Annotated in this window: 18 protein-coding genes; 9 read left to right on the top strand and 9 right to left on the bottom strand. The window is 59.9% G+C overall.

Features of this window, described 5'->3' with window-relative positions; translation table 11 throughout:
- Positions 1–57: 57 nt before the first annotated feature.
- The 8 genes from lexA (at position 58) to JJ917_04200 (ending at position 8,232) form a co-directional block, all read left to right on the top strand.
- Complete coding sequence (gene lexA, locus JJ917_04235; GenBank protein MBO6698021.1) at positions 58–768, top strand: transcriptional repressor LexA; 711 nt, start codon at positions 58–60, stop codon at positions 766–768.
- A 298-nt stretch (positions 769–1,066) separates the two neighbouring features.
- Positions 1,067–2,083 carry a tripartite tricarboxylate transporter substrate binding protein gene (locus tag JJ917_04230; protein ID MBO6698020.1) on the top strand — a complete coding sequence of 339 codons (1,017 nt, stop codon included), beginning with the start codon at positions 1,067–1,069 and terminating at the stop codon, positions 2,081–2,083.
- A 150-nt stretch (positions 2,084–2,233) separates the two neighbouring features.
- The gene (locus JJ917_04225; protein MBO6698019.1) at positions 2,234–2,785 is read left to right on the top strand and encodes a tripartite tricarboxylate transporter TctB family protein; all 552 of its coding nucleotides are present in this window, start codon (positions 2,234–2,236) and stop codon (positions 2,783–2,785) included.
- Positions 2,786–4,324: a tripartite tricarboxylate transporter permease gene (locus tag JJ917_04220; protein ID MBO6698018.1), complete on the top strand. Its 1,539-nt coding sequence runs from the start codon at positions 2,786–2,788 to the stop codon at positions 4,322–4,324.
- A complete protein-coding gene (locus tag JJ917_04215; protein ID MBO6698017.1) occupies positions 4,317–5,033 on the top strand; it encodes a TetR family transcriptional regulator in 717 nt (238 codons plus the stop codon). Before JJ917_04220 ends, JJ917_04215 begins: the two co-directional genes overlap by 8 nt.
- Positions 5,034–5,079: 46 nt before the next feature.
- Complete coding sequence (locus tag JJ917_04210; protein ID MBO6698016.1) at positions 5,080–6,231, top strand: Gfo/Idh/MocA family oxidoreductase; 1,152 nt, start codon at positions 5,080–5,082, stop codon at positions 6,229–6,231.
- Positions 6,232–6,234: 3 nt separating this feature from the next.
- Positions 6,235–7,395: a dihydrodipicolinate synthase family protein gene (locus JJ917_04205; GenBank protein ID MBO6698015.1), complete on the top strand. Its 1,161-nt coding sequence runs from the start codon at positions 6,235–6,237 to the stop codon at positions 7,393–7,395.
- 3 nt (positions 7,396–7,398) lie between these two features.
- The gene (locus tag JJ917_04200; GenBank protein ID MBO6698014.1) at positions 7,399–8,232 is read left to right on the top strand and encodes a sugar phosphate isomerase/epimerase; all 834 of its coding nucleotides are present in this window, start codon (positions 7,399–7,401) and stop codon (positions 8,230–8,232) included.
- Positions 8,233–8,234: 2 nt separating this feature from the next.
- Here JJ917_04200 and JJ917_04195 read toward each other — a convergent pair whose 3' ends face one another.
- Positions 8,235–10,277, bottom strand: a complete 2,043-nt coding sequence (locus JJ917_04195; GenBank protein ID MBO6698013.1) for an acetyl/propionyl/methylcrotonyl-CoA carboxylase subunit alpha — start codon at positions 10,275–10,277, stop codon at positions 8,235–8,237.
- A gap of 49 nt (positions 10,278–10,326) precedes the next feature.
- Here JJ917_04195 and JJ917_04190 point away from each other — a divergent pair, with 49 nt between their 5' ends.
- Positions 10,327–11,073, top strand: a complete 747-nt coding sequence (locus tag JJ917_04190) for a DUF1624 domain-containing protein (protein ID MBO6698012.1) — start codon at positions 10,327–10,329, stop codon at positions 11,071–11,073.
- Positions 11,074–11,078: 5 nt separating this feature from the next.
- Here JJ917_04190 and JJ917_04185 read toward each other — a convergent pair whose 3' ends face one another.
- The 8 genes from JJ917_04185 to rplQ form a co-directional block, all read right to left on the bottom strand.
- The gene (locus JJ917_04185) at positions 11,079–12,608 is read right to left on the bottom strand and encodes an acyl-CoA carboxylase subunit beta (GenBank protein MBO6698011.1); all 1,530 of its coding nucleotides are present in this window, start codon (positions 12,606–12,608) and stop codon (positions 11,079–11,081) included.
- 111 nt (positions 12,609–12,719) lie between these two features.
- Positions 12,720–13,523, bottom strand: coding sequence for an ATPase (locus tag JJ917_04180; GenBank protein MBO6698010.1), 804 nt, complete (start codon positions 13,521–13,523; stop codon positions 12,720–12,722).
- The gene (locus tag JJ917_04175; GenBank protein ID MBO6698009.1) at positions 13,516–13,746 is read right to left on the bottom strand and encodes a hypothetical protein; all 231 of its coding nucleotides are present in this window, start codon (positions 13,744–13,746) and stop codon (positions 13,516–13,518) included. The genes JJ917_04180 and JJ917_04175 overlap by 8 nt, the downstream gene beginning before the upstream one ends.
- Complete coding sequence (locus tag JJ917_04170) at positions 13,743–14,768, bottom strand: RluA family pseudouridine synthase (protein ID MBO6698008.1); 1,026 nt, start codon at positions 14,766–14,768, stop codon at positions 13,743–13,745. Before JJ917_04170 ends, JJ917_04175 begins: the two co-directional genes overlap by 4 nt.
- Positions 14,765–15,178: a CrcB family protein gene (locus tag JJ917_04165; protein ID MBO6698007.1), complete on the bottom strand. Its 414-nt coding sequence runs from the start codon at positions 15,176–15,178 to the stop codon at positions 14,765–14,767. The genes JJ917_04170 and JJ917_04165 overlap by 4 nt, the downstream gene beginning before the upstream one ends.
- Before the next feature lie 5 nt (positions 15,179–15,183).
- Positions 15,184–16,518 carry a replication-associated recombination protein A gene (locus JJ917_04160; protein ID MBO6698006.1) on the bottom strand — a complete coding sequence of 445 codons (1,335 nt, stop codon included), beginning with the start codon at positions 16,516–16,518 and terminating at the stop codon, positions 15,184–15,186.
- Positions 16,518–17,993: a Do family serine endopeptidase gene (locus JJ917_04155; protein MBO6698005.1), complete on the bottom strand. Its 1,476-nt coding sequence runs from the start codon at positions 17,991–17,993 to the stop codon at positions 16,518–16,520. Before JJ917_04155 ends, JJ917_04160 begins: the two co-directional genes overlap by 1 nt.
- Before the next feature lie 140 nt (positions 17,994–18,133).
- Complete coding sequence (rplQ, locus tag JJ917_04150) at positions 18,134–18,562, bottom strand: 50S ribosomal protein L17 (GenBank protein ID MBO6698004.1); 429 nt, start codon at positions 18,560–18,562, stop codon at positions 18,134–18,136.
- Positions 18,563–18,566 lie beyond the last annotated feature (4 nt).

The raw sequence follows: 18,566 nt of genomic DNA, 5'->3' as shown, positions 1-18,566 counted from the left end.
GATGAGTCGGAAAGGCCTCGCGCCACCACTCATGTCCATTGAAGCGGGGGAATTGCCGTGCTGACACCCAAGCAGCATGAACTGTTGATGTTCATTCACGAACGCCTACGCGAGTCGGGTGTGCCGCCCTCCTTTGATGAAATGAAAGATGCCCTGGACCTGAAATCTAAGTCCGGCATCCACCGTCTCATCACTGCTTTGGAAGAGCGCGGCTTCATCCGTCGCCTGCCCAACCGGGCCCGCGCCATGGAGGTCGTTCGCCTCCCAGATTCACACAACCCGCGCTTGGGTGGCCGCGAAGGTGGATTCGTGCCGAGCGTCATTGAAGGCTCCGGCGGAAAATCCAAACCAGCCGATACCTCTCCTGATATCGGCGCTTTGGGAGATGTTGTAACCATCCCCGTGATGGGACGGATCGCGGCCGGTACGCCGATTTCAGCCATCCAGCAAGAAAGCCACTCGGTTTCGGTGCCAGCCGAACTGATTGCTGGCGGCGAACATTTCGCCTTGGAAGTGCGTGGTGACTCGATGATCGAAGCCGGCATTTTTGACGGCGACACGGTCCTCATCAAACGCTCCGACAGCGCCGACAATGGCGAGATTGTCGTGGCCCTTGTTGACGAAGAAGAAGCGACGCTGAAACGGCTTCGCAAGCGCGGCGGATCGGTCGCGCTGGAAGCGGCCAACCCGACCTATGAGACGCGAATTTTTGGTCCAGACAGGGTGAAAATCCAGGGCAAGTTGGTGGCGCTTTTCAGGCGCTATTAGGCTCCCGCTTCAAGGATTAAGAGAGTTCGAGCCCGGTGCACGCGCGCCGGGCTTTTTTGTTGGCCACCGCGTTTTGCTGTGTCGCTATCCCGTGACGTTTTGGGGCAAAGCCTTTGCATTGCAGCATGCAATGTTGCACCGGCGAAGAACCGCAATTGCCCTTCTCGTTTTGGCGACACCCTTCAAATCCATTGAAAACAATAGATATTTTCGATCGATGCAAAGTGCGTTTGGCGATTGACACGGTGCGATTTTGTTTATTACCTACTAGTCAGTAACAACGGGAGGAAAGAGACATATGAAGCTCTCTACAATCGCATTCGCGTCCGTCGCAGCCCTTGCGACAACAGGTCTTGCCACCAGTGCTATGGCGCAATGGCAGCCAGATCGCCCCATCAACATCATCGTGCCCTGGTCAGCTGGCGGTTCCACCGACCAGGTAACGCGCGTCGTTGCGCCCTTGCTTGAAGAGGCGCTCGGCACAGAAATCGTTGTCGTCAACCAGCCAGGTGCGTCGGGCTCAATCGGCACCGCCGCGGCGCTTGCGGCACCACGTGATGGTTACACATGGACAGCCAACGCCATCGCCAACAACGCTACCTATGCCGTCACCGGCCTGATCGAAGACACCTCGATTGAGGATTATGTCGTCTATCTGCACGTCGCCAACGTGCCGGTCGTTTCGGTCAATGTGGATTCGCCCTACCAGGATTTTGGTGAGCTTCTCGATGCCATGAAGATGGACAGCGTTACGGTCGGCACCGCCGGCGTGAATTCATCCGGCGGCATGGCGCTGGCTGCTATTCAAGAAGCAGCAGGCGAAGAGCTGAACGCGCGCATGGTCACCTATGACGGCGGCAACCCGGCCGTGATCGCGGCAGCTTCTGGCGAGGTGATTGCGACCACGCAGCTTGCGGTGGAACAGACCGAAATGATCCGCGCCGGACGCTTGCGTGGTCTGGCGGTACTTTCCGATCAGCCGCTGGTGGTCGAGGGCATCGATCCGATCCCACCGATCACCAACTATCTGCCGGATATGCCGATCGCTGCGGACTATTTCGGCGTCTTCATTCCTGCCGGTGCCCCGCAGGAAGTTTACGACACGGTCGATCAGGTTTGGCGTGATGTGATCATGAGTTCACCAGAACTCCAAGCCTATGCCTCCGATCGTGGCGCTGTGTTCGCGCCAAGCTATGGCGAAGATGCGATGGCCGCCGCGATGCCGGTGGTGATCGCTGAAGCCTGCGCGCGGGTGACCCGCGGCGAAGCCGTTGTCGATCCGTCCGAGATCGGCATCGACTGCCCTGCCGAGTAAAAATGCAATCAGGTCGCGCTCGAACGGGGCGCGGCCTGCGATCTTTAAACATGAGCGCGGGTCAATATGACGACTGCGTGTTCAGCCTAGAAACATCCTGCCCGCGTCTTCCCCCAGACACCGCGCATTCAAAACAAAGACCTGACTGAAATGACCCTAGACAGTGCAACGGCCGACCGCTGGACCAGCCTTGCCCTATTCGCCATTGGGCTCGCGATGCTTGTCGGTGGCTACACGATGGATCGGCTTGAAATTCGTCAGATCCATCCCGCTTCGATCCCTGGCTTGGTTCCGATGATCTTGGGAGCAGCGATGATGCTCTGCGCCGTCTTGTTGTTCCTGGCCGCGCGCGCTGCACACATTGCGCGCAACGCCGAGCTAGCCAACCTCGCAGGCCCATCCACGGCTGCCCAATCGGACGATGCGCTTGGCGAAACTCAACAGGCGACCACATCCAACCGCGATCTCTTTTTCGCTGCCGCTTACAGCGTGCTCTATGCCTTAGCGCTGGTCGGCTCGCTGCCCTTTGCGCAGGCCACCGCCATCTACATCGCGTTGTTTTACACCCATTTCACTTGGCAACGGTCCGCGACAACAGGCGAGCATCTGAAGCGCATTGCGATCGCGATCGCTTTCGGCGTCATCGGCGCCTACGCCATCGCCAGCCTCTTCCAATACGGATTCCTGGTGCGGCTTCCCTAGATGGATGGCCTCCTCGCCCTTTCCCAAGCCTTCCAGCAAATGGCCACAGGCCAGATGCTGTTTCACGTTGTCTGGGCGACGTTGCTTGGCATTTTTGTCGGCAGCCTACCCGGTCTGACGGCGACCATGGGCGTGGCGCTGCTGACGACCCTCACCTACACGCTCGACCGCGACGCTGCGATCACGGTTCTCATCTGCATGTATGTCGGCGCGATCTATGGCGGCTCTCGCAGCGCTATCCTGCTGAACATTCCCGGTACGCCGGCCAGCGCCGCGACCGCGCTTGATGGCTATCCGCTTGCTCGCGCCGGGCGCGCTGGTTACGCGATGGCGCTTGCCACGGCTGGATCGGCCATCGGCACCATGGTCGGCATCTTACTGCTCGTCATGCTCGCCCCTCCCTTAGCAGAAGCCGCGCTCAATTTCGGTTCGTTTGAATTTTTCTGGCTCGCCGTCTTCGGCATCGTGATCTCGGGTCAACTTACCGGCGGCATCAGCCCGCTCAAAGGCTACATCGCCGGCTTGATCGGGCTGATGGTGGCAATGATTGGTTCCGAAGGCATCCACGCCCATATCCGCTTCAATTTCGGCATGCCGGAACTCAATGGCGGCATTGGGCTGATCCCCGCCATGGTCGGGGCGTTCGGGTTTGCCGAGGTGCTCACCGTCATGTGGAGGGCGAAGGCCAAGGTGGTCAACGCCACAGGCGAGCGCGACCGGATCTTGCCAAAGCTCGTCGATCTCTGGCGCTACAAATTCACCATTGCTAGGTCCGGCGTCATCGGCACGCTTGTGGGGATTATTCCTGGCGTCGGCGAAGACATCGGCGCCTGGGCCTCCTACGCGGCAGCAAGACGCACGAGCAAAGAGCGGGCAGACTTTGGCAAAGGCTCCTATGAAGGCTTGACCGCAGCCGAAACCGGCAACAGCGCGGTGGTGCCAGGTGCGCTCATCCCAGCCCTCACTCTGGCCGTTCCTGGCTCGGCGCCTGCGGCGGTCCTCATTGCGGCGCTTTTCATCCACGGCGTGCGCCCCGGCCCGATGATCATGATCGAGCAGCCTGATTTCATTTACTCGGTCGCCGTGATGCTCATCTTTGCAACCATCGCCATCGCCGTGTTTGGCCTGTTTCTGACGCGTGTTTTCGTCCTCGTACTCAAAGTGCCACGCGAAATATTGATGCCGCTGGTGTTCACCCTTTGCGTCATCGGACCCTACGCCCTCACGCAGCGTACCTTCGAAATCTGGGTGATGGTGGTCTTCGGCCTGGTCGGCTTTTTGCTGCGGCAAATGAACTATCCGATGGCGCCGCTGGTTCTCGGGATCATTCTTGGTGCCCTACTCGATAAAAGCCTACGCCGTGGCCTGACGCTCAGCGATGGCGATCTCACGCCCTTTTTCACGCGGCCCATCTCGGCGGTGTTTGTCGTGATCATCGTCGTCAGCATCGCGGTCGGCATTCCGGCGGTGCGCAACGCCATCAGCCGCAGCCTTGACCGGCTCCTGAAGCGTGAAGCTGAGAGGTCAACCGATGGCTAGAAACCTACCGCTCAGCGAGCGACAGACCCGCACCGCAGCGCACCGCAAGACACTCGCGCGGACCGCACGCAAAACCGAGCCGACGCCCAAGCGCGATGCGGCCCGCTCGAAACGCGCCATCCTTGATGCCTCGCTCATCGAGTTTTCCACCTATGGCCACGCCGGGGCGCGCATCGACATGATCGCTGAGCGCGCTGGCGTCTCCAAACCGCTGATCTACAGCTATTTCGGCGACAAGGACCAACTTTACGCCGCCGCCCTACGCGAAGCCTATGTGCAAATCCGTCAGGGCGAGCGTGACCTTCACCTCGACCATAAGGACCCGGAAACCGCCATTCGTGATTTGGTGGATTTCACCCTACGCCACTTCCAGCAGAAGCCCTGGTTCATCTCCATGTTGAACACCGAGAACCTGCGTGGCGGTGAAACCATCCGCCAGATCAAGGACGTCGGCGATATTCAGTCCCATTTGATGGATGAGCTGGGTAGCCTGCTCGACCGCGGCGTGGCCATGGGCGTTTTTCGACCCGGCATAGCGCCAACCGACCTCTACATCACCATTGCATCGCTTTGCTATTTCCCGATTTCCAACATGCACACGCTACGTGCCGTTTTTAACGCGCCAATTGACGAGGATTGGCTGACGCAGCGCAGCGCTGACATCGGCGAGATGGTGATCCGTTTTTTGCGCCCCGATCCAGTCACCTAGACCCTTCCCCCCGAGACAACCCAACGCCTTTCAAGAGGAGCCCCCAATGAGAACGCAGCGTATCGGCATCATCATGCACGGCATTACCGGCCGCATGGGGATGAACCAGCATCTCATCCGCTCGGTTCTTGCCATTCGTGATCAAGGCGGCATGCAACTCGCCGATGGTTCATTTCTGGTTCCTGATCCCATTCTGGTCGGCCGCAGCGCCGACAAGGTCGAAGCGATCGCCAAGGCGCACAATGTCGAGCGCTGGACCACTGACCTCGACGCCGCGCTGGCCAACCGTGAAGACACACTGTTTTTTGACGCCGCTTCGACAAAGCTGCGCCCGGCCTTACTGAAAAAGGCTATCGACGCCGGCAAAGACATCTATTGCGAAAAACCGGTGTCTGAGAGTTTGGCCGAAGCCCTCGACATCGCCGCCTACGCCAAATCCAAGGGCGTCAAGAACGGCATCGTCCATGACAAACTCGATCTACCGGGCCTGAAAAAGCTACAACGCCTGCGCGATTCTGGATTTTTCGGGCGCATTCTCTCTGTGCGCGGCGAGTTCGGTTACTGGGTGTTTGAAGGCGATTGGATGCCCGCCCAGCGCCCCTCCTGGAACTACCGCGCGGCCGATGGCGGCGGCATCATCTCCGATATGCTCTGCCATTGGCGTTACGTACTCGACAATGTTGTTGCGCCGGTCAAAGCGGTCTCGTGCCTCGGTGCGACCCACATTCCCGAACGGTGGGACGAAAACGGCAACGCCTACAAGGCAGATGCCGACGATGCGGCCTATGCAACCTTTGAGCTTGAAGGCGGGATCATTGCCCACATCAACTCAAGTTGGTGCGTGCGTGTGCGCCGCGATGATCTGGTCACGTTCCAAGTCGACGGCACCCATGGCTCGGCCGTCGCAGGCCTGCATTCCTGCTATTCGCAGCATCGGGTAAACACGCCAAAGCCGGTCTGGAACCCCGATCAGCCACAGACCATGAACTTTTTCGATGATTGGGAAGAAGTCCCGGACAACACGATCTTTGACAATGGTTTCAAGGTTCAGTGGGAAGAGTTCTTGCGCCACATCGCCGATGACGCGTCCTGGAGCTATACGCTGCTTGAAGGCGCAAAAGGCGTGCAACTAGCCGAACTGGGCGTGCAAAGCTGGAAAGAGCGGCGATGGCTCGATGTTCCGGCGCTTGAGGTGTAGCCGGTGACAACACTCAACCTGCCCACTTCGACCGGAAATCTCGAACCGGTCAAACTTGTCGCCGGTCCGCAACTAACTCGGTCGCCACAGGGCTGGAACCGGATCGCTTATGCGGCCGCTCACGTAGTCGCCGACCCTCTGGCCGACAACGATCCGTGGCTTGAAGCCGCCATCGATTGGGACCGCACACTCGCCTTTCGTGACCATCTCTGGTCCCTTGGCTTTGGCGTTGCTGAAGCCATGGACACGGCACAACGCGGCATGGGGCTGAACTGGGCACAGTCGCTTGAACTGATTCAACGGTCCGTTGCCGCCGCCAAATCCGGTGGGCATCTGATCGCCTGCGGTGCGGGCACCGATCACCTGACACCCAGCCCCAAAGTGACGATCGACGATGTTATCGCGGCCTATGAGATGCAGTGCGATGCAGTTGAGGCCACAGGTGGCCGCGTGATCCTCATGGCCTCCCGGGCTTTGGCGAAAGTGGCCAAATCGCCGGACGATTATGCCCGCGTCTACACGCGCGTTTTGGGCGGACTTCAGCAGCCGGCCATCCTCCACTGGCTGGGCGAAGTGTTCGATCCGGCGCTTGAAGGCTATTGGGGATCAAAGGACCATTGGCAGGCGATGGACACATGCCTTGATGTGATCGCCGCCAACGCGGCAAAAACCGACGGGATCAAGATTTCACTTCTCTCAGCCGAAAAAGAAGTTGCCATGCGCCGGCGCTTGCCGGACGGCGTCAACATGTACACTGGCGATGATTTCAACTACCCGGACCTGATCGCCGGCGATGATAAAGGCTTTTCCCATGCGCTGCTCGGCATCTTTGATCCAATTGCGGGCGCAGCGGCGCAGGCTCTCGGAGCGCTGAGCACCGATGATCAAGCCGCCTATCACGCCGTCTTCGACCCGACGGTTCCCCTTTCGCGCCACATCTTCAAAGCGCCAACCAGATTCTACAAAACCGGGGTAGTCTTCATGGCCTATCTGAATGGCCATCAGGACCATTTCACGATGATCGGCGGACAGGAATCCACGCGTTCAACCATCCATCTTGCCGACATCATCCGCCTTGCCAATAATGCCAAACTCTTCACCGATCCGGAGCGAACTGTGGCGCGGGCCCGCCCAGTCTTTGCTGCACGCGGCGTGGAGATCTGAGCCGTGCCAAATGCTGAGCAGCTCTCACTGAACACCGCCACGGTCCGTGTGCAATGGGATTTGCGTCAATGCGTGGAGGGATGCGTGCGCCATGGCATAGGCGGCATTGCCCCCTGGCGCGACAAGCTTCACGATGTTGGCGTCGATGAGGGCGCGCGCATGATTAAAGATGCCGGGCTGGCCGTTTCAGGCCTCTGTCGCGGCGGCATGTTCACCGTCGATGGCGCACTCAGCCAAGCTGTGATCGACGACAATCGCCGCGCTGTCGACGAGGCCGTCGCAATTGACGCTGATTGCCTTGTCATGGTCGTCGGCGGGTTGGCCGAGGGCTCAAAAGACCTTGTCGGCGCGCGCGCGACCGTGACCGAGGGCCTTTCCAAAACGCTGGACTATGCGCGCACCGTGGCGATGCCAGTTGCGATCGAGCCACTGCACCCGATGTATGCCGCAGACCGCGCCTGCGTGAACACGATGGGCCAAGCGCTCGACATTTGCGATCAACTCGACCCGGAAAGAACCGGAGCAATCGGGGTCGCGTGCGATGTCTACCATGTCTGGTGGGACCCGAACCTCGCCGCTCAAATCAAGCGCGCCGGAAAAGAGCGATTGCTCGCCTTTCACATCTGCGATTGGCTGGTGCCAACAAACGATCTGCTGCTCGATCGCGGCATGATGGGCGACGGCATCATCGACATCAAAGGCATCCGACAGCAAGTTGAGGCAGCGGGATTTTTGGGTCTCAATGAAGTAGAGATTTTTTCCGCCGAAAACTGGTGGAAACGCGATGCGGACGAAGTCCTTGCTACCATGGTCGAGCGCGGACAAACGGCCAGCTAGACCTAGGCGAACTCGATCATAACTTGATCAACAGCCAGGCTCTGCCCGGCTTCCACTTTGATGCTCTTCACGGTGGCTTCGCGTTCTGCGCGCAGAATGTTCTCCATCTTCATCGCTTCGACGATGGCGAGCTGCTGACCAACTTGCACGCTCTCCCCCTCTGACACGTGAACAGAAACAACCAGGCCCGGCATCGGGCAGAGCAGATATTTCGATGTGTCCGGCGCGACTTTCTCCGGCATCAATTCGGCAAGCTCTGCGTTGGCCCTTGGCATGGTCTGCACCTGAACCACGGCGCCACGCCGTTCCAGCGTCCAGCTGTGACCATTACGCTTCAAACGGACGGCGACCGGCGCACCGTTCACCGTGCCAAGCCACAGGCTCTCGCTCGGCGTCCAGTCCGAGGTGATCTGCATGTCGGCGCCGTCGAGCTTCACACTGAGATCAACCGGCGGCTTGGTCTTCCCAGCCAAACCGTCGGCATCGAAGCGCGTGCCGTTCAGGAACACCGTCCAGCTGTCGCGCATCCCACCCTGATGGGGCCGCAGCCGCCCTGTGAGATGATCAAGCCGCTTGCGTTCTACCACTTCGATGGCAAGCGCGACACTGGCCAGCACCAGCGCTTCTTCGCGGTTCGGTTCCACAGGCGCGAAGCCATCGGGAAACTCCTCGGAAATGAAATTGGTCGTCAACGCGCCGGACTTCCAGCGCGGATGGGTCATTAACGCCGACAAGAACCCCATATTGTGCTGAATACCGTCGATCTGGAACCGGTCGAGCGCCTCTTCCATAGCGGTGATCGCCGAATCGCGATCGGGCGCATAGGTCACCAGCTTTGCGATCATCGGATCGTAAAACATCGAGATTTCCGAGCCCTCGACCACACCGGTATCGACGCGCACCGTTTGTTCTGGATCGGATGTTTCCTGTGGCGGCGCATACCGCGTCAGCCGGCCGATGGAAGGCAAAAACCCGCGAACCGGATCCTCGGCGTAAACCCGCGATTCCACCGACCAGCCGGTCAAGGTCACATCATCCTGCGTCAAGGCGAGCGGCTCACCAGCGGCCGAACGGATCATCTGCTCAACCAGGTCTACGCCGGTGATGAGCTCCGTCACCGGGTGTTCCACCTGAAGGCGGGTGTTCATTTCCAAGAAATAGAAGCTCTTGTCCTGGCCGACGACGAACTCAACCGTGCCAGCCGAATCATAATCGACCGCCTTGGCGAGCGCGACCGCCTGCTCACCCATCCGCTGGCGGGTTTCAGGGTCCAGCAGCGGCGATGGTGCCTCTTCGATCACCTTCTGATTGCGCCGCTGGATCGAACATTCACGCTCACCCAGATAGATGCAGCTACCATGCTTGTCGCCGAGCACCTGGATCTCGATATGGCGCGGGTTCTCGATAAATTTCTCGACGAACAGCCTGTCATCGCCGAAGGAAGACGCCGCCTCGGACCGCGAGCGCTCAAACCCTTCGCGCACCTCGTCTTGCGAATAGGCAATGCGCATGCCCTTGCCCCCGCCCCCGGCGGAAGCCTTGATCATCACCGGGTAGCCGATGTCATTGGCGATGCGAATGGCGTCTTCGGGTGTGTCGAGAATGCCAAGATAGCCAGGCACCGTGGAAACACCCGCTTCGGCCGCCACCTTCTTGGAGGTGATCTTGTCACCCATCGCTTCGATGGCGCCAGGGTTCGGGCCGATGAAGGTAATGCCGGCGTCGGCCAGGTCTTTCGCAAAGCTGGCGCGCTCCGACAGGAACCCATAGCCGGGATGCACCGCGTCGGCACCGGTCGCTTTACACGCCTCGATGATCTTATCGGCCAACAGATAGGATTGGGCGGCCGGTGGTGGACCGATATGCACCGCCTCGTCCGCCATCTTCACGTGCAGCGCGCTGGCATCCGCATCGGAGTAAACCGCAACCGTCTTGATCCCCAAGGCCCTGGCACTCTTGATGACGCGGCAAGCAATTTCGCCGCGATTGGCGATGAGGATGGCATTGAACACGAGGCAGCTCCCAGCTAGGCAGATGCACCTCATTACGGCGTTGCACAACGCCGGGCAACTTGACCGAAAGGTGAGGAAAAACGTGACGTCGCAACCACCTTTGGCGCGGTTCGGTTTGCTCGACCAGGCGCGTGGCTTGGCGCTGGTCGCGATGATCATCTATCACGGGCTTTGGGACGGGCTTCAGTTCGGCCTCTTGATCTGGACGCCCGAGCGCGACGCGGCGATGCGCCTTGCCGCGCAGATCATTGCCGGGTCGTTCCTGACGATTAGCGGTCTATCGCTAGCCCTTGCTGCCGTGACGCGATCCGAGCCAATTTTGCAGAGCCGGTCCTTTTGGAAGCGCAACGCTATCGTCGCCGGTGCCGCCGTCTTGGTGTCCGCCGCCAGTTTCATTGTCTTGCCACAAGCACCGATCTATTTCGGCATTCTACACCACATCGCGCTGGCAAGCGTCGTGATCGCGCTGGTTGCATCCCATCATGCGTTTCTTGCCGCGACGGTTGCCGCTGCTGTGCTCATCACCAACGCTTATGTGGCTGAACCGGTTCTTAATCACCCAGCAACCATCTGGCTCGGGCTCGGCACGCAGACACCGGTCACCGCCGATTGGGTGCCGGCATTTCCCTGGCTTGCCGCAGGCTTGCTGGGGTTTGCCATCGGCAAGCAGGTTCTGATCCCCTGGCTAAGGTCACGCCCACCATCGGAAAAGTCAGAAATCAGACCCCGCGACCCGCTCACCTGGATGGGGCGCCGCAGCCTGATCATCTACCTCATCCATCAGCCGATCTTAATCGGTTTAATTTATCTATATCAATGGATTACATAATTTTCTTAAAGCGGAATATTATCATGCTTCTTCCAAGGAATATCGACAGCCTTGGACTTCAGAAGCTTCAAACCACGGGCGACGCGCCGCCGGGTTGAGTGCGGCAGGATCACATCGTCGATGAACCCACGCTCGGCCGCGACAAAGGGGTTGGCAAACCGCTCTTCATAATCGGCAATGTGAGCGGCCAGTTTGTCGGGCTTATCAAGGTCCTGCCGATGAAGAATTTCAGCGGCCCCTTTGGACCCCATCACGGCAATCTCCGCCGATGGCCAGGCATAGGTGATGTCGCCACCGATGTGTTTCGATGACATCACGACATAGGCCCCGCCATAGCTCTTACGGGTGATCACCGTGATCTTGGGGACGGTCGCCTCAGCGAACGCATAAAGCAGCTTGGCGCCATGCTTGATGAGCCCGCCATACTCTTGTGCAGTGCCGGGCAGAAAGCCTGGAACATCGACAAAGGTAACGATCGGAATGTTGAAACAGTCGCAAAACCGCACAAACCGTGCCGCTTTGCGGCTGGCGTCACTGTCCAGCACGCCTGCCAACACCATCGGTTGGTTGGCAACCACGCCCACAGGCGCACCCTCGATCCGGCCGAAGCCGGTGATGATATTGCCGGCGAAGCTCGCCTGAAGTTCGTAGAAATCGCCGTCGTCCAGCGTTTTGAGCACCAGCTCTTTCATATCGTAAGGCTGATTGGGGTTGCTCGGCACCAAGGTGTCGAGACTGTCGTCCTGCGCGTTCACATCGTCATAGCAATGCACTTCGGGTAGATCGGCCGTGTTGGAAGCCGGCAGAAAGTTCACCAACCGCCGCACTTCAAACAGCGCGTCCATATCATTGTCGAATGCGCCGTCGGCGATGGACGATTTCGTGGCGTGCACACTTGCCCCGCCCAACTCCTCAGCGGTCACATTTTCATTGGTGACGGTTTTCACGACATCTGGACCGGTGACGAACATATAGCTGGTGTCGCGGACCATGAAGATAAAGTCCGTCATCGCCGGCGAGTACACATCGCCACCAGCACATGGCCCCATGATCACCGAAATCTGCGGAATGACACCTGAGGCCTGCACATTGCGGTGGAACACGCCACCATAACCGGCCAGGGACGCCACGCCCTCTTGAATGCGGGCGCCGCCAGCGTCAAACAGGCCAATGATCGGTGCACGATTGCGCAGCGCCATGTCCTGAACTTTGTGAATTTTCTCAGCGTGCGCCTCGGAGGTTGAACCACCCAGAACCGTGAAATCCTTGGCGAAAACATAGACCACGCGGCCATTGATTGTGCCCCAGCCGGTGACAACGCCATCGCCGGAAACCTTACTGTCCGCCATGCCGAAATCGACGCAACGGTGCTTAACGAACATGTCGTATTCTTCGAACGAACCTTCATCCAGGAGAACCGACAGACGCTCGCGCGCGGTCAGCTTGCCTTTTTTGTGCTGGTTTTCGATACGCCGTGCACCGCCGCCTTGCCGGGCCTGGTCGCGCCGCGCTTCCAACTCATCAAGCACACTCATGAAACAGCCCTGCCTCCGGTAAGAACACTACGGCTCTACCGCTTACCAGTGCACCGCAACATGTCCAGCCATCCGAAGGGCGCAACCTTTCCACGTGATCCGCCGGTCGGCTTAAGACCGTGTCACTGAAAGAACGAAGGCAGCCGCCTCGAAATCGCGCCATCGGGACTGGCGCAAGGCCGCCGCTTCGGCATCTTCGCCCCAAAGCTTGCGGTTCCAGTCCTCATCGACATGCGCCGCTTGCCAGACTGTTTTCGCGCGCCCCTCATCGACACCCGGTTCGGTGAGCGCCAGCGCCAGAATTGCCGAACCGGTGAGCGTTGTGGCCAGCGTCAAGGCGGCTGCGGATTCGGCATCGGCGGCGCGCTTGTCGGCCAAAGACCGGATCGCGTCCAGGACAACTTCATCTTGCGAAACCGGCATGACGCCCGCGGCCTGTTTCATTGTAATGCCGTGATGGGTCTTCAGCCGGTCCAAATAAGGATTCCAGACTGTGTTCTGGCGCTCGACGAGCCCGTGCGGATGATCCGCGCGGTAACACAGCAGGTCGCTGCCAGCATAAGACCGAACTTCATCCAACAAGGCCTCGCGGTGAATGTCGCCGCCATCCAGAGCTACATTGACGAGCTTTGTCAGCGGCAGATTGGCTGGGTCGAGGCGCTCGCCAACGGCATCCCATTCCGCCACCATGCGCTCGGCCACCGCCTTATGGCGCGACGCCAGCGCCGATCGCCCCGGTGTCTTCGCCGATCGACCATCGAGCAGGATATGGAAGGCACCCTCGCGTTCGTCCAGCGTGACCTCTTCCCAGAAGCGTCTGGGCAAATCTGGCCGCATGGTGCGTTGCGCGGCCTCGTTCGGGTCGAGGCCGGTCTCGGTGAAGATCGCATCAAAAGGCGAGAGTTTGTCACTCATTGGCCTGGCTTCTGCCCGGCTCATCCACCAGGCGCTCCAAATTCGTGTTGAGGCGGCGAAGCTCAACAATCAGTTCCGCCATTTGCTTGTCCTGCGCCACCGATTTGCCGCCTGGACCCACAACGCCGAGCGCATGCAGCCCGCGGCGCCCTGCCCAAACGGCAAGCACCATAAGCGCAATGAGCACAGCCAATGCACCCCAAAGGATCAACTCATTGATCACTTTTTGGACCCGCGCATGGCCTGGGTTTCCCAGTCATCATCTTCGTCACGGCCCATGCCGTCGGTTGAGAAACCGAGCAAGTTCCAGCTTTGCTGCATGTGGGGTGGCAGCGGCGCGGTCACGTCGATCTGCCCGCCTTTCGGATGGGGGATCAACAGGCGGCGCGCATGCAGGTGCAGCCGGTTCTGAATGCCACCAGGCAGCTCCCAATTCTCCACATCGAAATATTTCGGGTCGCCTATGATTGGATGGCCGATATGATTGCAATGGGCGCGCAGCTGGTGCGTTCGACCCGTTACCGGGCGCAGCGTCACCCAGGTTAGCCCCCTGCCCGCCGTTTCCAGCACATTGTAAAGGGTTAGCGCGTGGTCAGCGCCGCTATCGCCATGCTTGGCGATGCGCATGCGTTCTTTGAGGTCGGGGCCCGCCTCTTCATCGCCCTTGGCCAGATAACTCGAAATCCGCCCCTGCTTGGGTTTCGGAACGCCGCGCACCAAGGCCCAATAGACCTTTTTCGTCGTACGGGCCCGAAACGCCGCCGCCAGCGAAGAGGCAGCGCCCTTGGTCTTGGCAACGATCAAGACGCCGGACGTGTCCTTATCCAACCGATGAACCAGCCGTGGCTTGCGTCCTTGCTTGTCGCGCAGCGCCTCCAACATGCCATCGACATGCTTGGATAGGCCCGGGCCACCTTGCACGGCCAAGCCAAACGGCTTGTTGAGAACGAGCACCATGTCGTCCTCAAACAGCGTCATGTCTTTGAGCGCTTGAACGGTCTCGTCATCGGCTCGCGCCGGCGCGGCCATCTGCGCCTCCGCTTCCATCGGCGGCACACGGATCATCTGGCCGGCTTCCAGGCGGGCATTGGACTTCGCCCGCCCACCATCGACACGGATCGAACCTTTGCGCAGCAGCTTGTTCAGCGCTCCGAAGGCGAGACCCGGATAATGCTCCTTGAACCATCGATCGAGGCGCATGCCATCTTCTTCGCCTGCAACCTCTCGGGTTTGGACACCGCTCATGCGAGCACACCCCGTGCGACCATCAAACCGGCAACCAACGCTGCCACCGCGAGCACAACACTTAAGGCCACATAGGCAAGCGCGGCGCCATGCGATCCTGTCTCCCAAAGTCGAACAGCATCCAAGGAGAACGCAGAGAACGTGGTGAAGCCGCCAAGTAGCCCGGTTGCCAGCGCCGCTCTGGCGGCATCATGGCCCGACATGTCGAGAAACGGCCCAAAGCCGCCGCCACGCGCTACCAACCACCCGGCAAGCAACCCCATTAGAAACGAACCAAGGACGTTTGCGGCAAAAACCCCATAGGGAAACGATGTGCCTAGCGCGCTTTCAGACGCGCGCACAAGCCCGTAGCGGGCGAGCGCACCGCACCCGCCGCCGACAAACACCAAGGCTGCTGCGCTGAACGCCAACGCCTCTATTCCTCATCTTGCTTCAGTTGGCGTAAGCCCTGCCAGTATCGCAAGCGCTTGACAAGCTCGCGCTCAAAACCGCGCTCCGGCGGATCGTAAAGCGTGTGGCGACCGAGCTGTTCTGGGAAATAGTCCTGGCCGGAAAAAGCCTCAGGCGTGTCGTGGTCATAGATGTAGCCCGCACCACGCCCAATATCCTTCATCAGCTTTGTCGGCGCGTTGAGGATCTCCGATGGCGGTGCCAGGGAGCCGCCTTCTTTGGCAAGCTTCCGCGCGCCTTTGTAGGCGGTGTAGACGGCGTTCGACTTCGGCGCGGTCGCGACATGGACAACCGCTTGAGCAATGGCAAGTTCGCCTTCCGGGCTGCCAAGCACGTGATAAGCCTCGCGGGCCGCCAGAGCGGTTTGCAACGCCGTAGGATCGGCCATGCCAATATCTTCGCTCGCCATGCGAATAATCCGGCGGGCAAGAAACAGCGGGTCTTCGCCGCCTTCCAACATGCGCGCAAACCAATAGAGCGCCGCATCAGGGTCGGAACCACGGACCGCTTTGTGCAACGCCGATATCAGGTCGTAATGGCCGTCGCGATCCTTGTCATAACGGGCTAGCGCCATGCCAAGCCGTTCGGCAATGGACGTCGCCGTGTAGGCCTTCTGATCATCACCTTGGCCAGCAATCACCAATTCGGTCAGCGCAATCGCGCGGCGCCCATCGCCGTCGGCTCGTTCGGCAATTACCCGCCGAGCATCTTCATCAACCAGTTCGGCCTTACCTAGAGCGTCCAAAGCGCGGCCAACCAATATCGCGAGGGTCTCTGCTTCCAGCGGTTGAAGGATGAGAACATCGCAGCGTGAGAGCAGCGCTGGATTGAGTTCAAAGGACGGGTTTTCCGTCGTGGCCCCGATCAATGTGATTGTCCCGTCTTCCATGACGGGAAGAAAGCTATCCAATTGCGCCTTGTTGAAACGGTGAATTTCGTCGACGAACAAAACCGTGCCCTGCCCCTGGCCACGCGCCATCCGCGCGGCGTCAAAAGCCGCCTTCAGGTCTTTCACGCCACTGGTCAGCGCCGAAAGCTGAACGAACTGCGTCGCGTCACCAAGGTAAGAGGCGATGAGGCGGGCCAGCGTCGTCTTGCCCGTTCCTGGAGGTCCCCAAAGAACAAGCGACGGAAGAGCGCCGCCCTGCTCTACACTGGCCAGCAGGCGTGTCAGCTTGCCGTCTGCGCCCAGCAGCGCTTCTTGGCCGACAACCTCGTCAAGCGTGGCCGGACGAAGGCGCTCTGGCAACGGAACGCGGGCGGGCGCTGTCTCCTCCGGTGCGCCAAACAGATCGGCCATCAGAACCGCAGCATAGCGGACCGAATGCGGCCATTGCGCTCAAACACGATCTGCCAGGAACGGCTGCGTAGATTGGCGATTTGCTCAAGGTCAAACGTGTTGCCGACACGGCGATCATTGACCTGCATGATCATATCGCCCTCGCGAAAGCCGACCTGATTGGCCACCGATCCAGGTTGAACCGAAACGATCATCACGCCTTCGGTCTGATCGAAACCGAACTCTTGCGCCACAGCGGGCGAAAGATTGATGACCTCCACGCCCGCAAACGGCGAGCGCCCTTCGATAAGCCGCAGATCACGCGGCACGGTCTCTGGTGGACCAACGAGAAAGATCGTCAGATCGCGCCGCCGGCCATCGCGGATGACGCGTACGCTGGTGGTGCCGCCGATGCCCTTGGTGGCAAAGCGATAAGCGAACGCATCGGGATCTTCGATTTGAACGCCGTCAATCGACACCACCACATCGCCGCGCCGAAGCCCGGCCTGATCCGCCGGACCACCGCGCACCAGATCAGCCACCAAAACACCGCGCGGGCGCCGCATGCCAAGGCTCTGGGCGATGGCAGGCGTAACAGCCTGGACTTCGGCCCCGAGATAGGGGCGTGCCACAAACGATGCGCCACTGGCCGCCTCACCAAGCACGACATTGACCATCTCGGTTGGGATCGCAAAGCCAATGCCGTTCGAGCCGCCGGAGCGGGAAAAGATCGCTGTGTTGATGCCCACCAGACGGCCAGAAAGATCAACAAGGGCACCGCCGGAATTGCCTGGATTAATCGCCGCGTCGGTTTGAATGAAGAACTGAAAATCCGTCACGCCGACCTGCGTGCGAGCAAGCGCGGAAACGATGCCTTGCGTCACCGTCTGGCCAACGCCGAACGGGTTGCCGATTGCAAGGACCACATCGCCGACGTCTAGGTCGTCCGAGGCACCAATCGACAAGGCTGGCAATGGCTCGTCCAGATCGCGCACCTGCAGCACCGCCAAATCAGTGCGTTCATCGCGGATGAGAATATCGGCGGCAAACTCACGGCGATCCGACAAGGACACCCGAACATCGGTTGCCTGTTCGATCACGTGATTGTTGGTGACGATCAGCCCGCTGGCATCGACGATCACACCGGAACCAAGCGAGGACGCCATACGCTCTCGCGGACGCGGGCGCATCTGATCGCCAAAGAACCGACGAAAGAACGGATCCATGTTGGCGAAGGGATCGCGCACTTGCTCGGTACGCGTGGCGTAGACATTGACCACCGCCGGCGCGGCCAGTTGCACCACAGGCGCAAAGGAAAGTTGCACCTGTGCCAAGTTCTGTGGCGCCTCGCGGGTCAATTGCGTTGGCTCGCCAGCCTGATCCTCGTTGAGTTCCTCAAGCAGGATGGGCGCGTTGTTGATGAACAGATCAAGCAGCCGTTCGGGCAAATCGTTCTGGGCCTGAGCTTGTAAAACAAAGCCAAACCATGCGGCCATCACGGCGATGGTGAATGTGCGGATCGCACCCATATTGGTCTCCTTGGACGTCGCGAGTCGTGATGCCCTGTCGGCCAAATCTAGGCAAAAAGAAGGGCGGCTCCAAGGCCGCCCCTCTGCATTCCAATAAAGAACCGTCGTTACGCTGCGACGGTTTCTTCAGCTTCCTCGGCCTCGACGCGCGCGCGGTCTTCAGCGCCCTTGGCGTCCACGTCGCGATCAACCAATTCAATGATCGCGACCGGCGCGTTGTCGCCAAAGCGGAACCCGGCTTTCAAAACGCGGGTGTAGCCACCCGAACGCTCGGCATAACGCTCGCCCAGAACGCCGAACAGTTTGCGCACGGCCGCTTCGTCGCGAACTTGGCTAAGCGCCTGACGGCGCGCATGCAAATCGCCACGCTTGGCGAGGGTCACGAGCTTATCGACGATCGGCTTCAGCTCTTTGGCTTTCGGCAACGTCGTTTTGATCTGCTCATGGGTGATCAGCGAAGCTGCCATATTGGCGAACATCGCTTTGCGGTGGCTCGATGTGCGGTTGAGCTTGCGGCCTTGTTTGGCGTGACGCATGGCT

It is taken from the genome of Hyphomicrobiales bacterium, assembly GCA_017642935.1.
Lineage (GTDB): Bacteria > Pseudomonadota > Alphaproteobacteria > Rhizobiales > MH13 > MH13.
This window is presented reverse-complemented; position numbering and strand designations above follow the sequence as displayed.

Excerpts from the sequence above, each read along its gene's own strand:
- JJ917_04230 (MBO6698020.1), top strand. The coding sequence starts at position 1,067 with ATGAAGCTCTCTACAATCGCATTCGCGTCCGTCGCAGCCCTTGCGACA.
- JJ917_04225 (MBO6698019.1), top strand. The coding sequence starts at position 2,234 with ATGACCCTAGACAGTGCAACGGCCGACCGCTGGACCAGCCTTGCCCTA.
- JJ917_04220 (MBO6698018.1), top strand. The coding sequence starts at position 2,786 with ATGGATGGCCTCCTCGCCCTTTCCCAAGCCTTCCAGCAAATGGCCACA.
- JJ917_04215 (MBO6698017.1), top strand. The coding sequence starts at position 4,317 with ATGGCTAGAAACCTACCGCTCAGCGAGCGACAGACCCGCACCGCAGCG.
- JJ917_04210 (MBO6698016.1), top strand. The coding sequence starts at position 5,080 with ATGAGAACGCAGCGTATCGGCATCATCATGCACGGCATTACCGGCCGC.
- JJ917_04195 (MBO6698013.1), bottom strand. The coding sequence starts at position 10,277 with ATGAGGTGCATCTGCCTAGCTGGGAGCTGCCTCGTGTTCAATGCCATC.
- JJ917_04185 (MBO6698011.1), bottom strand. The coding sequence starts at position 12,608 with ATGAGTGTGCTTGATGAGTTGGAAGCGCGGCGCGACCAGGCCCGGCAA.
- JJ917_04180 (MBO6698010.1), bottom strand. The coding sequence starts at position 13,523 with ATGAGTGACAAACTCTCGCCTTTTGATGCGATCTTCACCGAGACCGGC.
- JJ917_04170 (MBO6698008.1), bottom strand. The coding sequence starts at position 14,768 with ATGAGCGGTGTCCAAACCCGAGAGGTTGCAGGCGAAGAAGATGGCATG.
- JJ917_04160 (MBO6698006.1), bottom strand. The coding sequence starts at position 16,518 with ATGGCCGATCTGTTTGGCGCACCGGAGGAGACAGCGCCCGCCCGCGTT.
- JJ917_04155 (MBO6698005.1), bottom strand. The coding sequence starts at position 17,993 with ATGGCCGCATGGTTTGGCTTTGTTTTACAAGCTCAGGCCCAGAACGAT.
- rplQ (MBO6698004.1), bottom strand. The coding sequence starts at position 18,562 with ATGCGTCACGCCAAACAAGGCCGCAAGCTCAACCGCACATCGAGCCAC.